General features: G+C 30.4%; 16 protein-coding genes and 1 tRNA gene. 11 read left to right on the top strand and 6 right to left on the bottom strand.

Annotated features, from left to right (window positions below; all coding sequences use genetic code 11):
* The first annotated feature begins 168 nt into the window (after positions 1-168).
* Genes AC2D6T_RS09535 through AC2D6T_RS09520 form a run of 4 tightly spaced genes read left to right on the top strand, consistent with a single transcriptional unit; the run spans position 169 to position 2,414 of the window.
* Positions 169-534: a S24 family peptidase gene (locus AC2D6T_RS09535; RefSeq protein ID WP_484681324.1), complete on the top strand. Its 366-nt coding sequence runs from the start codon at positions 169-171 to the stop codon at positions 532-534.
* Positions 535-594: 60 nt separating this feature from the next.
* On the top strand, positions 595-843 hold the full coding sequence (locus AC2D6T_RS09530) for a type II toxin-antitoxin system Phd/YefM family antitoxin (RefSeq protein WP_484681323.1): 249 nt from the start codon (positions 595-597) through the stop codon (positions 841-843).
* The gene (locus AC2D6T_RS09525; RefSeq protein ID WP_484681322.1) at positions 844-1,104 is read left to right on the top strand and encodes a Txe/YoeB family addiction module toxin; all 261 of its coding nucleotides are present in this window, start codon (positions 844-846) and stop codon (positions 1,102-1,104) included.
* A 29-nt stretch (positions 1,105-1,133) separates the two neighbouring features.
* Positions 1,134-2,414, top strand: a complete 1,281-nt coding sequence (locus AC2D6T_RS09520; protein ID WP_298947586.1) for a Y-family DNA polymerase — start codon at positions 1,134-1,136, stop codon at positions 2,412-2,414.
* 231 nt (positions 2,415-2,645) lie between these two features.
* On the opposite strand, the gene AC2D6T_RS09515 is transcribed toward AC2D6T_RS09520, so the two are convergent.
* The 3 genes from AC2D6T_RS09515 to AC2D6T_RS09505 all read right to left on the bottom strand — a co-directional run bounded on the left by AC2D6T_RS09515 (position 2,646) and on the right by AC2D6T_RS09505 (position 5,805).
* Positions 2,646-3,056, bottom strand: coding sequence for a heavy-metal-associated domain-containing protein (locus AC2D6T_RS09515; RefSeq protein ID WP_484681321.1), 411 nt, complete (start codon positions 3,054-3,056; stop codon positions 2,646-2,648).
* 11 nt (positions 3,057-3,067) lie between these two features.
* Positions 3,068-5,323: a TonB-dependent receptor gene (locus tag AC2D6T_RS09510; protein WP_484681320.1), complete on the bottom strand. Its 2,256-nt coding sequence runs from the start codon at positions 5,321-5,323 to the stop codon at positions 3,068-3,070.
* Positions 5,324-5,400: 77 nt separating this feature from the next.
* Positions 5,401-5,805 (bottom strand): HYC_CC_PP family protein, encoded by a 405-nt coding sequence (locus AC2D6T_RS09505; protein ID WP_438989152.1) that lies wholly within the window; start codon positions 5,803-5,805, stop codon positions 5,401-5,403.
* A 139-nt stretch (positions 5,806-5,944) separates the two neighbouring features.
* Here AC2D6T_RS09505 and AC2D6T_RS09500 point away from each other — a divergent pair, with 139 nt between their 5' ends.
* The 7 genes from AC2D6T_RS09500 to rodA all read left to right on the top strand — a co-directional run bounded on the left by AC2D6T_RS09500 (position 5,945) and on the right by rodA (position 13,720).
* Positions 5,945-6,397 (top strand): GAF domain-containing protein, encoded by a 453-nt coding sequence (locus tag AC2D6T_RS09500; protein WP_484681392.1) that lies wholly within the window; start codon positions 5,945-5,947, stop codon positions 6,395-6,397.
* 196 nt (positions 6,398-6,593) lie between these two features.
* Entirely contained in the window at positions 6,594-8,123 is a 1,530-nt protein-coding gene (purH, locus tag AC2D6T_RS09495; RefSeq protein ID WP_484681319.1) for a bifunctional phosphoribosylaminoimidazolecarboxamide formyltransferase/IMP cyclohydrolase, read from the top strand.
* A 78-nt stretch (positions 8,124-8,201) separates the two neighbouring features.
* Positions 8,202-9,230, top strand: a complete 1,029-nt coding sequence (locus AC2D6T_RS09490; RefSeq protein WP_298947595.1) for a rod shape-determining protein — start codon at positions 8,202-8,204, stop codon at positions 9,228-9,230.
* 19 nt (positions 9,231-9,249) lie between these two features.
* On the top strand, positions 9,250-10,077 hold the full coding sequence (mreC, locus tag AC2D6T_RS09485) for a rod shape-determining protein MreC (protein ID WP_438989155.1): 828 nt from the start codon (positions 9,250-9,252) through the stop codon (positions 10,075-10,077).
* Complete coding sequence (locus AC2D6T_RS09480) at positions 10,070-10,573, top strand: hypothetical protein (protein WP_484681318.1); 504 nt, start codon at positions 10,070-10,072, stop codon at positions 10,571-10,573. The genes mreC and AC2D6T_RS09480 overlap by 8 nt, the downstream gene beginning before the upstream one ends.
* Positions 10,573-12,459, top strand: coding sequence for a penicillin-binding protein 2 (mrdA, locus tag AC2D6T_RS09475; protein ID WP_484681317.1), 1,887 nt, complete (start codon positions 10,573-10,575; stop codon positions 12,457-12,459). The genes AC2D6T_RS09480 and mrdA overlap by 1 nt, the downstream gene beginning before the upstream one ends.
* Complete coding sequence (gene rodA / locus AC2D6T_RS09470; protein WP_438989158.1) at positions 12,440-13,720, top strand: rod shape-determining protein RodA; 1,281 nt, start codon at positions 12,440-12,442, stop codon at positions 13,718-13,720. The genes mrdA and rodA overlap by 20 nt, the downstream gene beginning before the upstream one ends.
* 83 nt (positions 13,721-13,803) lie before the next feature.
* On the opposite strand, the gene rpsT is transcribed toward rodA, so the two are convergent.
* The 3 genes from rpsT to proS form a co-directional block, all read right to left on the bottom strand.
* Positions 13,804-14,055, bottom strand: coding sequence for a 30S ribosomal protein S20 (gene rpsT, locus AC2D6T_RS09465; protein ID WP_438989159.1), 252 nt, complete (start codon positions 14,053-14,055; stop codon positions 13,804-13,806).
* 34 nt (positions 14,056-14,089) lie between these two features.
* Positions 14,090-14,161 (bottom strand) — tRNA-Glu (locus AC2D6T_RS09460).
* 86 nt (positions 14,162-14,247) lie between these two features.
* Positions 14,248-15,726, bottom strand: a complete 1,479-nt coding sequence (gene proS, locus AC2D6T_RS09455) for a proline--tRNA ligase (protein ID WP_484681316.1) — start codon at positions 15,724-15,726, stop codon at positions 14,248-14,250.
* Positions 15,727-15,848 lie beyond the last annotated feature (122 nt).

Genomic DNA, 15,848 nt, shown 5'->3' with positions numbered 1-15,848 from the left:
TTTAATAGGCCGGAATTTATCTTGAGAAAAGACGAAATACGTACTCTTTTTATCTTTTTTCTGATTTTATTTCAGCATCTTCTATTGAGAGTTTCCTAAAATTAAAATTTGTTAATTACTTCTTTAAAATTAACATTTATCAATTCCTTTTTCTTGTAATTTTAAAGTGTGAAATTAGGAGAGACAAAATTGGTGCAAAAAACCAAAAAAAGTTACAGAGTTGCGCGTCCAAAACAGACGGGTTTTTCTAGTCCTGCCACACATTACACAGAACCCAGAATAGATTTAAACGATGTTTTAATAAACAATCCTTCCGCCACTTTTTACGTACGCGTTATCGATAATAGTTTTGCTGAATTTGATATTTTAGAGAAAGATGTTTTGATAATCGATAAATCTCTATCGCCTAAAAATAATCAGTTAGCTGTAATTGCAAAAGAAGGTGCTTTTCAAATTACAAGAATAGATACCAACTCTAAAGAAGAAATTCAACTTTGGGGTGTAATTACCTACATTATAAAATCTACTTTGTAGTAGATAAAAAAAACACTCATAAAAAGTACCTAATTAAGTACTTTTAATTATATTTGTAGTATGGAAATAGTAAACTACACAGATTTTCGTGGCAATTTAAAACATTGGTTTGAAAAAGTAATTAATGACGTGAGTGACGTTGTTATCAAAAGAAAAAATGGTAAAGATTTGGTTTTAATTTCTTTAGACGAATACAATTCGCTTAAAGAAACCAATTATTTACTTTCAGGAAAAAATAGAGATATTTTACTAAACTCTATAAAAGAGCTAGAAGATGGAAATGGGATTGAAAAAAAATTAGTAGAATAGATGCAGTTAATTTGGTCTACTGCTTCTTGGAATGATTATTTATATTGGCAAAAAGTTGATAAAAAGGTTGTAAAACGGATAAATGAATTAATCAAAAACTGTATTAGAACCCCATTTGAAGGAATAGGGAAACCAGAAGCTTTAAAAGGTGATTTGCAGGGTTACTGGTCTAGAAGAATTACTTCTGAACACAGATTAGTGTACAAATATGAAAATAAAAAGTTGTTTATTGCTGCTTGTAGATATCATTATGGTAAGTAAATAATTAAGCCTCTCTTTAAAATTTTAAAATGATAGCTTTAGTAGATTGTAATAGCTTTTATGCGTCTTGCGAACAAGTTTTTAGACCCGATTTACAAGGCAAGCCAGTAGTAGTTTTAAGCAATAACGATGGTTGTATTATTGCAGCCAATAAAGAAGCAAAAGCATTGGCACATATACCAATGTTTCAACCAGTTTTTAAAATTAAAGACATTTTAAAAGCGAATAATGTTACCTGTTTTTCTTCTAATTATACATTGTATGCAGATATGTCTCAAAGAGTAATGGATACGTTACGAGAATTTTCACCAATGGTAGAAGAATATAGTATAGATGAAAGCTTTGTAGATTTATCACACTACCCAGCAGATAAAATTGAAGAAATTGCCCATAAAATAAAAAATAGTGTACATAAAAACACGGGAATTCCTGTTGGAGTAGGAGTAGCAAAAACAAAATCGCTCTCTAAAATTGCAAATAAATTTGCAAAGAAAATTCCAGAAAACAAAGGAGTTTTAGTAATAGACACCGAAGAAAAAAGAACCAAATTATTACAAGTAGCAAAAGTAAAAGATATTTGGGGTATTGGGCGTAAACACACCATTCGTGTAGAAAATACAGGAGCAAAAACAGCTTTAGATTTTGCAAATATGCCTTTGGCTTGGGTGCGTAAAGAAATGACAGTTGTGGGAGAGCGCTTATGGAGAGAGCTAAACAATTTTCCTTGCCATAATTTGGTAGACATTGTAAAACCCAAAAAAGGCATTGGTACAGCAAAATCTTTCGGAAAAAAGTTAACAGACTACAGTATCATTTCAGAAGCTACTAGTTTTTACGTTGCAGAAGTGGCAGATTTGTTGCGTCAACAAGGTTCTGCAGCAGGTTGTATAGAAGTTTTTTTACACACCAATTCTTTTAGCAATCTAGATAATCAGTATCGCAATAAAATAATTATCACTTTAGATACGCCTACAAACAATACTATAAAATTAACCAAAGAAGCTTTAAAAGGATTAAAAAAAATATACAAACCTGGGTACCGTTACAAAAAAGTAGGTGTTCATTTATTTCATTTAATTCCAGAAAACCAAGTGCAAATAAGCCTTTTTCATCAAGAGCATAAAGCAGAAAGTAAAAAACTATCTGATGTTATAGACCAGCTTAATAGCAAGTTTGGTAAAAACAAGGTAAAATTAGCAACCGTGGGTAACAGAGAAAAAGAATGGGGATTAATAAAAAAGCATAGAAGCCCAAGATTTACTACACAGTGGAATGAGCTTTTAACAATTGGAGAGAAAGTATCGAAGTAATTTTATTTTTTGGGCGTTTTAACGGGCTTTCCATTATATCTTTTTTTTTTATGCTTAAGTGGTTTTAGTAGCTTTTAATGCAACAAGGTTTCTTCTATAAAACTACATTGCTTAATTTTATAAAAAAAAAAAAAGGATGCCATTTCAATCCCTAACGCAGCCTATTAATTTAGTGCATAGCATAAAATTAAAAAGCCTTACATATTTATATTGGTAAGGCTTTTTAGACACTTAATTCTTTACCTTTTTTACATCACCTTCATGATCTAAAACAATTTTTTCATCCCTATATTTACAACAAGGATGCACAGAATTATAAGCTTCTTCTGATGCTACTAATTTTTTATCTTTGTCTAATAAAACATCATGCCCAACTGCTGTAATGTTTTTTTGAACTGTGGCTACATCTGTTTTACGCTCGTCCATAATTAGATTTAACTGGTGAGATTTTACATCCCAAATAGCAAATTTTACACCTCTTGTTTTTAATGCAGCAGTTTCTATACGTTTTTTACACATACCACAAATACCATCTACTTTAAAAGTAACTTTAGCATTTTTGTTTTTCTTCTGAATTGCCTCTTGTGCTTGTATAGAAAAGCCAAATAAGAATAGACTAAGTATAAATATTATTTTTTTCATTTTTATGTTATTTAATTAATTTTGAATCGTAAACCTGCATAAATGGCGCGACCAAAAATTGGTTGATACACAATGGTAGTATCAAAATAGGGGTCAAAAGGATTATCACTTGCTAAAATAGGATTTTTTTGTTGAACATTGGTTAAATTTTCTGCACCTACATACACTTCAAATTGATTAGAAAACACTTTAGTTACTTGACTATTTAACAATTGAAAAGGATCTGAAAATTCCACTATTTGATATTGGCTTGGGTTGCTACTTGTATTTGGTAAACGCTGTTTTCCAATATTATTAAAAGTAGTATCAAATTTCCATTGTGCACCATTTTCTTGTAAACTAGTTTCGTAAGATAGATTTGCAAAAAATCTATTTTTAGGCTGAACAGGTTTTTGCAAATTACCGCTTTTATAATCGGTAGCTACATTAAAATATTTGTAGGCGGTTCTTAAATTAAAACCTTTGCTTAATTGATAATACAATTCAACCTGAAAACTATTGGCAATACTTTTACCATCTAAATCGTAAAAAGAAATTTCTTGTGGGTTTTCCCAATCTACAACAACTTGGTTGCTAAAATTGGTTCTGTAAAAATCGAAGGTTAAATCTCCTTTTTGCTCAAAAAGTTTGAATTTTTGCATATAAGAAACACCGTAATTCCATGCTATTTCAGGATTTAAACCATAAATATTTCCACCTACATTGTCAATATTAATTTGTCTAGAACTTGCAAATAATTGCTGATTTTCAGTAAAAATATTAGCGCTTCTTTTACCTCTTCCTGCAGAAGCTCTAAAAACCCCATTTTCCCAAGGTGCATATCTTAAATGTAATCTTGGTGTTATAAAGTTACCTAACAAATTATGTGTATCTACTCTTAAACCAGCAGTAAAACTAAAATTGTCTAAATTATCGAATGCATATTCGAAAAAAGCACCAAAAGAATGTTCTTTTCTATTTAAATTTTCATCAAAAGGTCCTACTTCAACAAGTTCCTCATAATTATCAGATGTAAAACTAATTCCTGTTTTAAACTTGTTTCTAGTATCACCAATTATCGAATTAAATAATAGGTTAGCATATAAACTTTCGTGCTTTATATCGTAAACATTCAATCCAAAATAAGAACCTTGTTGATGGTTGCTATAAGCAAATTGAAGTCCAAAACTTTGAAACGGAAGCTCAGGAAAAACATAGCCTAACTTTGCAGAGGTTTCAAAACGTTTGGTGTCAATTTCACTTCCCCAAGCATTGGCGGTTCCTTTATCTGTTTCAGGATTATAGTTTAATTCGCCCGTTTGTTTTTCATCATTTAAAAATCTAAAATTTATAAAACTAACCCAGCCATTTTGTGCATCTGTATATTGCCAACGATTCATTACATTTATTTGATTTGCCAATGGTGTATCTAAAAAATTATCGTGGTTTCTATCAAATTTTTGCCCTCTATAATTTCCATGAATATACAAGCCAGCTTGCCATTTATCAGAAATTTTTTCATTAAAATGGGTGTTAAGTTCTAAGCGTCCATTTAAAGAACTGTAAGCGTTTATAAATAATTTGTTGTCAGAAAAAGGTTTTACCAATTCAGCATTAATTTGTCCAGAAATACTTTCGAAACCATTGGCTACAGAACCTGCACCTTTGGTAATTTGAATGCTTTCTACCCAGGTTCCTGGAGTAAAAGTTAATCCAAAAGCTTGTGCAGCTCCTCTTACAGAAGGCACATTTTCTTGAGTTATTAATAAATATGGGCTTTTTAATCCCAACATTTGTATTTGTCTTGTGCCTGTTAAAGCATCAGAAAAACTAACATCTATAGATGGATTTGTTTCAAAACTTTCTGCCAAATTACAGCAAGCAGCTTTTAACAACTCATCATTATTTACTGTAAATATATTTGTGGTAGCAAATAAAGATTTTTGTACAGCATCTCGTTTGCTTTTTATGGTAATTTCTTCTAAATTATTTTCAGGAGTAATAAAATGATGAATAGGCTCTAAACTAGTAATGGTTATGGTATCTGTTTTGAAGCCAATGTAGCTTATAACTAGTTTTTTATATTCAGGTTTGTAGGGTATTGTAAACCAACCTTTTTCATTGGTAACTACACCAATACTAGTATTTAGCCAATTTACTGTGGCGCCAGGAACACCTAATTGATTTTTAGGGTTTTGTTTGTCCATAATCATTCCTTTTAAGTTGGTTTGTGCAAGAATAATTATTGGGAATAGTAGTAAAAAACTACTAGATATAATTTTTTTCATTGATATTGATTTTTAATAATAAATAACCATTACTTCTAGTTTAAGAAGTGATTTTGATAGTTGATAATATTAAAAAATCAAATTAAAAAAGATTGATGTAAAATTTGATAATCTCTTGGGATATCAGGTGGAGAAAAGTCTTTGTAAAAAATGTTTTTCGATGCCTTTTCTACAAATAAATCTTGGTAAGAAATTAAAAAAGCAGTTACAAACTGTTGTTTATCAAAATCTAATTTTAACTCATTAAATTGTTGTAACTCATCTTGCCCTTTTGCAGTTATTACCTCGTCTTTACAGCAGTTTTTCTTTTTGTAAAATGATTTTTTTTCCATTTCCATACCACAATCATCAGCATGACCAATAAAAGAAATATCCATTAAAAAATCGCCACAATAATGCGTCTCTACCGTAAAAGAAAAGGTAGAAAGTAGTACTAAAAGGGCTAGTAATAAAGATGTTATTTTAGTAAACGCTTTTTTCATTAATGATACAAATTTACAAATTTCGAATTACAATATATATTTATAGGAAATTTTATTACAAAATGAGGGTGTTTTCATGTCTTTTTACAATAGAAAATCATTTAAATTTGCAACTTATTTATTAAATGAAGATACAAAAATGGAAATTGATATTTTAAAAAATAAAGTAGCAACAATTATTGCAGAAAAAACAAACGTAAGTAATAGGTTACAGGCAATCTGCGACTTGTTGGAAAATGAAATTTCTTATTATGATTGGGTAGGTTTTTATTTTAAAAATGATGATAAAGAAGAGCTGAAATTAGCACAATATACAGGCGAAGAAACAGCGCATACTATTATTCCTTTTGGAAAAGGTATTTGTGGGCAAGTAGCAGTTTCTAATACGAACTTTGTGGTACAAGATGTTTCAGAGCAAGATAACTACATTTCTTGTGGTTGGAAGGTGAAATCAGAAATTGTAATTCCTATTTTTGTAAATGGAGAAAATATTGGACAAATAGATATAGATTCAAATACAGCAAACACTTTTACAACAAAGGACGAAGAACTTTTAGAATACGTATGTAAAAAAGTGTCAACAATTTTATAATAAAGTTATAGATTTATAATATTTACCATAGGCAAAAAAGAAAAAATAAGTGAGAAACTATTCACCTTTGGTAGAAAACTTTAAAACAAAAGTGTAAGTGCAATAGATGTTAATTACTTTTGATTTTTGTTACTATCTTTTATTGTCTTAGTAGGTTCAATTTACTAAATTTGTGTGCTTAACAACACAACACTAAATGAGCACTTCAAAAATAATTAAATCTGCATTAATTTCAGTATTTCACAAAGATGGTTTAGAGCCAATTGTGAGAAAGTTAAACGAATTAAACGTAACAATTTATTCTACAGGAGGTACAGAGAAATTTATCAAAGATCTTGGTATTTCTGTTGTTCCAGTAGAAGATGTTACTTCTTATCCTTCTATTTTAGGAGGTAGAGTAAAAACATTACATCCAAAAGTTTTTGGTGGTATTTTAAACAGACAAGATCACGCAGGTGATGTTGCTGAGTTAAAAGAATATGATATTCCGCAAATAGATCTGGTAATTGTAGATTTATATCCGTTTGAAAAAACAGTAGCTTCTGGCGCTTCTGAGCAAGATATTGTAGAAAAAATAGATATTGGCGGTATTTCTTTAATTAGAGCCGCAGCTAAAAACTTTAAAGATACGTTTACTGTTTCTTCTATGGATCAATATGATGATTTTCTAACAATCTTATCAGAAAGTAAAGGAAAAACTACTATTGCTCAAAGAAAGAAATTTGCAGCAAAATCTTTCAATATTTCTTCTCATTACGATACTGCAATTTTTAATTATTTTAATGCAGACGAAGAACCAGCGTTAAAAGTTAGCGAAACAAAAGCACAAGTTTTACGTTATGGTGAAAACCCTCATCAAAAAGGATATTTCTTTGGCGATTTAGAAGATATGTTTGATAAGTTGCATGGTAAAGAATTAAGTTATAACAACTTACTAGATGTAGATGCTGCTGTAAATTTAATTGAAGAATTTAAAGGAGAAGCACCAACTTTTGCCATTTTAAAACACAATAATGCTTGTGGTTTTGCTCAAAGAGATACTATAAAACAAGCCTATGTAGATGCTTTAGCTGGAGATCCAGTTTCTGCTTTTGGTGGTATTTTAATTGCAAACACACAAATTGATGCTGCAACTGCAGAAGAAATTCATACCTTATTTTGTGAGGTAGTTATTGCGCCAAGTTATTCAGATGAAGCTTTATCAATTTTAAAGGGAAAAAAGAATAGAATTATATTAATTCAGAAAGATGTTGCCTTACCAAAAACAACAATAAGAACTTGTTTAAATGGTAATTTAGTACAAGATAAAGACAACGTAACAGATCAATTAGAAGATTTAAAATACGTAACCAACCATAAGCCAACAGATAGCCAGTTAGAAGATTTGTTGTTTGCATCTAAACTCTGTAAAAACACAAAATCAAATACCATTATTTTAGTAAAAAACAAACAGTTATTAGCAGGTGGTACAGGACAAACAAGTAGAGTAGACGCTTTAAACCAAGCCATAGAAAAAGCAACTAGTTTTAAATTTGATTTAAATGGTGCAGTAATGGCAAGTGATGCATTTTTTCCATTTCCAGACTGTGTAGAAATTGCTGGCAAGACTGGTGTAAAAAGTGTAATACAACCTGGTGGATCTATAAAAGATCAATTAAGTATAGATTATTGTAATGAGAATAATTTGTCTATGGTAATGACAGGTACAAGACATTTTAAACATTAATAATTTATAGTGTATTTACAATCAGAAATTTAGTAAGTTTGTAATACAGTAGTTAAAATAATACAACAAAGATATTTTATGGGTTTTTTTGATTTCATGACGGAAGATATTGCGATTGATTTAGGGACTGCAAACACGTTGATAATTCACAATGGAAAAGTGGTTATAGACAGTCCTTCAATTGTTGCAAGAAATAGAATTAGCGGAAAAATCATTGCAATTGGTAGAGAAGCCAATTTAATGCAAGGAAAAACCCATGAAAACATCAAAACAATTCGTCCGTTAAAAGACGGTGTAATTGCAGATTTTCAGGCCTCTGAAGAGATGATTAAAGAGTTTGTAAAGCAAATTCCATCAATTAAAAAGAAGTTGTTTCCACCAGCTTTGCGTATGGTAATTTGTATTCCTTCTGGAATTACAGAAGTAGAAAAACGAGCCGTTCGTGATTCTGCAAAGCACATGAATGCCAAAGAAATTTATCTAATTTACGAACCGATGGCAGCTGCAATTGGTGTTGGGGTAGATATAATGGAGCCAAAAGGAAATATGATTATAGATATTGGTGGAGGTACAACAGAAATTGCTGTAATTGCTCTAGCAGGTATTGTTTGTGATCAATCTGTAAAAGTGGCGGGAGATTTATTTACCAACGACATTATGTATTATATGCGTACGCAACATAACTTATATGTTGGGGAAACTACCGCAGAAAAAATAAAAATAAGTATTGGTGCAGCTACAGAAGATTTAGAAAATCCGCCAGAAGACATGTTAGTTCAAGGTAGAGATTTACTAAGTGGTAAACCAAAACAAGTACAAGTTTCTTATAGAGAAATTGCAAAAGCTCTAGACAAATCTATTCTTAGAATAGAAGACGCTGTCATGGAAACTTTGTCTAAAACACCACCAGAACTAGCTGCTGATATTTACAATACAGGTATTTATTTAGCAGGAGGTGGCTCTATGTTAAGGGGGTTAGATAAAAGGTTATCTCGTAAAACAGATTTACCAGTTTATGTAGCAGAAGACCCTTTACGAGCTGTGGTTCGTGGTACAGGTATTGCTTTAAAAGAGTTAGATAAATACAAAAATGTATTAATGAAATAAAAACCTACTCGTTTAAAAAATGCAACAACTTATTTACTTTTTTCAAAAGTTTAAATATTTTTTATTCTTTTTGTTGTTGCAATTCATTGCTTTAGCAATTACGTTTAATAATCTTAGTTTTCAAAAAAGTAAGTTTGTAAATTCTGCTAATGCCATTTCTGGTGGATTATATTCTCAAGTTGCCAACATTTCTGATTACTTTAGTTTAAAGTCAGAAAATGAAATTCTTCTAGAGGAAAATACGCACTTACGAAATCTGTTAGAGCTTAAAAATATTGTAAGCTTAAATAAAGACTCCGCTATAGTAGACGCTACTTTGTATTTTCAAAAATATACCTTTTTAAATGCAGATATTATAAAAAATAGTTATGCAAATGCTTTTAACTTTTTAACTATAAATAAGGGTAAAAAGCAAGGTTTACAAAGAGAAATGGCGGTTATAAATAGTAAAGGAATTATTGGAATTACAGATAATTCTACTAGTAATTATACACGGGTGCAATCAATTTTAAATAAAAATAGTAGTATAAACGCGCGTTTAAAAAACAACCGCTACTTTGGGTCGTTAAAATGGAATGGAGAAAACTACAATGTTGTTCAGCTTACAGATATACCAAGACAAGCGCCTATAAAAGTAGGCGATACCATAGAAACAGGAGGTAGGTCTGCTATTTTTCCAGAGGGAATTTTAATTGGGTCTGTCATCAAAGTCAATAATACAAGTACTGTAAATAATAGTATAGATGTTAAGTTGTTTAATGATATGAGTAATTTGGGACCAGTTTATGTAATTAAAAACTTACATAAATTAGAGTTAGAAACTTTAGAAAATACAAACAATGAATAAAATAGTCTATTTTACACTATTGTTTTTAATTCTATTATTTTTACAAGTATTTGTATTAAATAATATTTTGTTTTTAGGTTACGTAAATCCTTATTTATATATTGCTTTTGTGTTTTTATTCCCTTTAAATAAAAACAGATTCTTATTTTTATTGTTAGCTTTTTTACTAGGTTTAGGTTTAGATATATTTTCAGATTCTGGAGGTATACATGCATTTGCAATCTTATTTATTGCTTATGTTAGATTGTTTTTTATAAAGTTATATTTTAGAAAATACGAGGCAGATTATCCATTTTTCGATATTCATACAGAGTCTTTTGGTAAAGTTTTTAACTATGTGGTAACTTTAACAATAATTCATCATTTTATCTTATTTACTTTTGCTAACTTTAGTTTTCAAAATATTACTAACGTATTATTAAATACACTTTTTTCAAGTGTTTTTACGTTATTATTATATTTCATAGCAACGTTTATTTTTACTAAAAAACAATAATGAAAAAAGGTTTTTTACTTTATTTTCTAATCACAGTTGTGTGTTTGGTTTTTATAGGACGTTTATTTCAACTTCAAATTTTAAGTAGAGATAATTATGATCCCATCCACAGTGCTGCAGTAAAAGTCGAGTACGATTATCCAGAACGTGGATATATTTACGATAGAAACGGAAAGTTATTGGTGGCAAATCAACTTTCTTATGATGTTATGGTGCAACCCAATCAAGTACAACCATTAGATACCCTAGAGTTTTGTAATCTTTTAAGAATTTCTAAAGAAGATTTTTTACATAGATTTGAAAAAGCGAACAATTATGCACCTTATTTATCTTCTGTTTTTTTAAAGCAACTAGCAAAAGAAGATTTTGCCTTTCTACAAGAAAAGTTACATAATTTTCAAGGTTTTTACATTCAAAAAAGAATTATAAGAGACTACCCTATAAATGCTGCGGCTAATGTTTTAGGGTATATTGGCGAAGTAAATGAAGCTTTGGCAAAAAAAAGTGATTACTACCAAGCCGGTGAATTAATAGGTAAAGACGGCATAGAAAAACAATACGAACAGTATTTAAGAGGTAGAAAAGGCAAAAAATATTTTAAAAGAAATAATTTAAATAAAGTTACAGGTTCTTATAAAAATGGAGAGCAAGACACTTTAGCAGAAAATGGAAAGGATCTAACTTTAACTTTAGATATAGAATTACAGCAGTATGCACAAAAATTAATGAAAGGTAAAAGAGGTGGTATTGTAGCAATAGAACCTTCTTCTGGAGAGATTTTAGCTTTGGTAACAGCCCCTACCTACAATCCAAACATGCTAGTAGGTAGAAAACGATCAAAAAATTCGGTACTTTTATTTAATGACACTATTAGTAGACCTGCATATGATAGAGGCTTATTAGCAGCGTACCCTCCTGGTTCTCCATTTAAAATGATGAATGCCTTAATTGGTTTACAAGAAGGTGTTATTAATAAAAATACTGGAGTTTACTGTAATGGTGGCTATAGATACGGAGGCAGAAAAAATGAATACATGAAGTGTCATTGTGAGATTTATGGAAGAAAAATTTTTCTAACTACTGCCATAGCAAAATCCTGTAATAGTTATTTTTCTAATACTTATAAAAGAATCGTAGAAAAAAACAACCAACCAACCAAAGGTTTAAATAATTGGAGTAAACATGTAAAAAGTTTTGGTTTGGGCAATTATTTAGGATATGATTTACCCGCTGGAAGTCCAGGGCTAATTCCTAGCGGAGATTATTACGATGCAAGATTAAATTACAGATGGAATGGTTCTTCAACAATATCGAATGCAATTGGGCAAGGAGAAGTTTTAACAACCCCCATACAATTGGCAAACTTTACAGCTGCAATTGCTAATAGAGGTTATTTTTACACACCTCATATTTTAAAAAAAGTTAATAATTCTCCTATTACACAAGCTGATTATACTGTAAAAAAACAAACCACCATAGCTAAAGAGCATTTTAATCCTGTAGTTGAAGCAATGCACGAGGTATTTAAAACAGGAACAGGTAAATGGAGTCAAGTAAAAGGAATTGAAATTTGCGGAAAAACAGGGACCTCAGAAAATTTTGCTATTATAAATGGTGTAAAAGAACAATTAGCAGATCATTCTATTTTAGTAGCTTTTGCTCCTAAGAAAAATCCAAAAATTGCCCTTGCTATCTTTGTAGAAAATGGTGGTTATGGCTCTACAATTGCTGCACCAATTACAAGTTTATTGATAGAAAAGTATTTAAATGGAGAGATTTCTGAAAAAACAAAATATAGAGAGCAAAATATGTTCGCAATGAGCTTACAATCAGAATACGATAAATTAATACCAAAAACTAAAGAAATTGCGTCAGGAACGAAATAATATTTTTGCAGGTATAGATTGGTTTTTAGTACTTATCTTTGCTGTTTTGGTTGGTTTTGGTTGGCTAAATATTTATTCGGCTTCTAAAACAGAAGATATTGAACCTTTGTTAAGTTTTTCTACAAAATATGGGAAACAACTTATTTTTATCTGTTTAGCAATTCCTTTAATTATTATAATTCTTTTTTTTAACGCTAAATTTTACGAAAAATTTGCAAGTGTTCTCTATGTTGTTTCATTGATTTCTCTTGTTGGATTGTTTCTTTTCGGAAAAAAAATAAATGGCGCAACTTCTTGGTATAATTTCGGTGTAATTGGTTTGCAGCCTTCAGAATTTGTAAAAGCTTTTACAGCCCTAGCTGTGGCAAAATTATTAAGTGATAGACAATATAATTTTAAGTTGATTAAAAATCAAATAAAGGCTTTTGTCATTATATTTATACCAGCTTTTTTAATCATGTTGCAGCCAGATGCAGGTTCTGCCATAATTTATTTTGCCTTCTTTTTTGTTTTAAATAGAGAAGGTTTAACCTTAAATTACATTTTACTAGGTGTTGCTATAATTGTCTTGTTTCTCTTAACAATTCTATTGGGTGTCAAATGGGTTTTAGTTTCCTTGTTTTCTATCATTACTCTATTTTCAGGGTATGCGTTATATAGAGGGGGAAAGCGATTTTTTCGTTTTAATTGGTATAAAATATTAGGTATATATTTAATAATAGGTATTTTTATTTTAGGTACAGGTTTCACTTATAACAATCTATTTAAACAGCATCATAGAGATCGTTTCGAGATACTTTTAGGTCTTAAAAAAGACAATCAAGGTATTGGGTACAATTCGTATCAATCAGAATTAACAATTAGTTCTGGTGGTTTTACAGGTAAAGGCTTTTTAAAAGGAGATTTAACTCAGGGAGATTTTGTACCAGAACAACATACAGATTACATATTTAGTGTTATAGGAGAAGAGTGGGGGTTTCTTGGCACAACCTCTGTAATTTTATTATTTATGCTAATGCTTTATCGAATTATTTATTTAGCAGATACACACACCAATAAGTTTGGTAGAATTTATGGCTATGGTCTAGCTTCAATTCTCTTTTTTCATGTAATTGTTAATATTGGTATGGTGATAGGTTTGTTGCCAACTGTAGGAATCCCTTTACCGTTTTTTAGCTATGGTGGTTCATCGCTTTGGGGTTTTACTATCTTACTGTTTATATTTATTAGATTAGATGCACATAAAAATTACGATTGGTAATTTGTGGTTTTTTAAAAATACTACTACAAAAAAAGCTCTGAATTAAATTCAGAGCTTTTAAATTATAATAATTTTATTTGTTACTACAATGCAGCAACATGTTTTGTTAATTTAGATTTTAAATTAGCAGCCTTATTCTTATGAATAATGTTGTTTTTTGCTAATTTATCTAACATAGAAATAACAGTGTTTAATTTTCCTGCTGCATCTTTCTTATCTTCAATAGAACGTAAGTCTCTTACAGCATTTCTTGTAGTTTTATGCTGATATTTATTACGTAACCTTTTAGCTTCGTTACTTCTAATTCTTTTTAATGCTGACTTATGATTTGCCATAATTTCTTTTATTCGTTTTTTTATTAAAACTTTGTAGTCCGTACGGGAATCGAACCCGTGTTACCAGGATGAAAACCTGGCGTCCTAACCCCTAGACGAACGGACCATAACAATTAAATATCTCTCAATTGCGGATGCAAATATACAACGTTTTTTAAATTCTGCAATTATTTTTTAATTTTTTTTAAAAAATTAATATGCCTTTGCAAAAAGCACTCTTTTTGTTGATGGTTTTCCTGTTAAAACACAGGTTCCGTTTTCTTCTTTAGTGTCATTTGGTATGCATCTAATGGTTGCTTTTGTATATTCTTTTATTCGATTTTCTGTCTCCTCAGTACCATCCCAATGAGCAGATACAAAACCACCTTTCTTTTTTATCGCTTTTTCAAATTCTTTAAAATTATCTACAACAGTAGTATGTTCTTTTCTAAAGTCTATTGCTTTTTGAAATAAGTTTTCCTGAATTTCTTCTAATAGAGAACTCACAACATTTACTAAATTGTCTTGCAATACTGTTTGTTTTTCAAAAGTATCTCGTCTAGCAATTTCTACAGTGTTATTTTCTAAATCTCTTTTTCCAATAGCAATTCTAACAGGCACTCCTTTTAACTCATATTCAGCAAATTTTGCACCAGGTCTAAAAGTATCTCTGTTGTCAAACTTTACAGAAATGCCTTTTTTGCGTAATTCTTTTGTAAAAACATGTACTTTTTTAGAAATTTCTTCTAACTGGTCTTCACCTTTATAAATTGGCACAATTACAACTTGTATTGGTGCTAATTTTGGAGGTAAAACCAAACCTGCATCATCAGAATGCGTCATAATTAAACCACCAATTAAACGTGTGGATACACCCCAAGAAGTGGCCCAAACATGTTCTTGTTTTCCTTCTTTAGAAGTAAATTTTACATCGAAAGCTTTGGCAAAATTTTGACCTAAAAAGTGACTTGTTCCTGCTTGTAATGCTTTACCATCTTGCATCAACGCTTCTATTGTATAGGTGTCTTCTGCTCCAGCAAAACGTTCACTATCAGATTTAATACCTTTAATTACAGGCATTGCCATAAAGTTTTCTGCAAACGCTGCATAAACTTCCTGCATTTGTTTAGCTTCTGTAACAGCTTCTGCTTTGGTTGCATGTGCTGTGTGACCTTCTTGCCATAAAAATTCTGCAGTTCTTAAAAATAAACGTGTTCTCATTTCCCAACGTACAACATTTGCCCATTGGTTTATTAACAGAGGTAAGTCTCTATAAGACTGTATCCATCCTTTATATGTATTCCAAATAATAGCTTCTGATGTTGGTCTAACTACTAATTCTTCTTCCAATTTTGCTTCTGGATCTACTCTTAATTTCCCTTCATTATCAGGATCATTTTGTAGTCTATAATGTGTAACAACAGCACATTCTTTTGCAAAACCTTCTGCATTTTTTTCTTCAGCTTCAAACAAACTTTTGGGTACAAAAAGCGGAAAATAAGCATTTTCATGACCTGTTTCTTTAAACATTTTATCTAGTTCAGCTTGCATTTTTTCCCAAATAGCAAAACCATAGGGTTTTATTACCATACAGCCTCTTACAGCCGAGTTTTCTGCTAAATCTGCTTTTACAACTAGCTCATTATACCACTTAGAATAGTCTTCTGTTCTTTTTGTTAAATGTTTACCCATAATTAAAAGTTTGGCACAAATGTTGTTATATTTATACTGAAATTAATGTTATATAGTTTTTGTGTCCCGCAAAATCAATGCAAAACTACTACAAAAAGGTTATAGACCAAGTAAAGTTTTAA

This window comes from Polaribacter sp. YIW18 (assembly GCF_057219325.1).
This window is presented reverse-complemented; position numbering and strand designations above follow the sequence as displayed.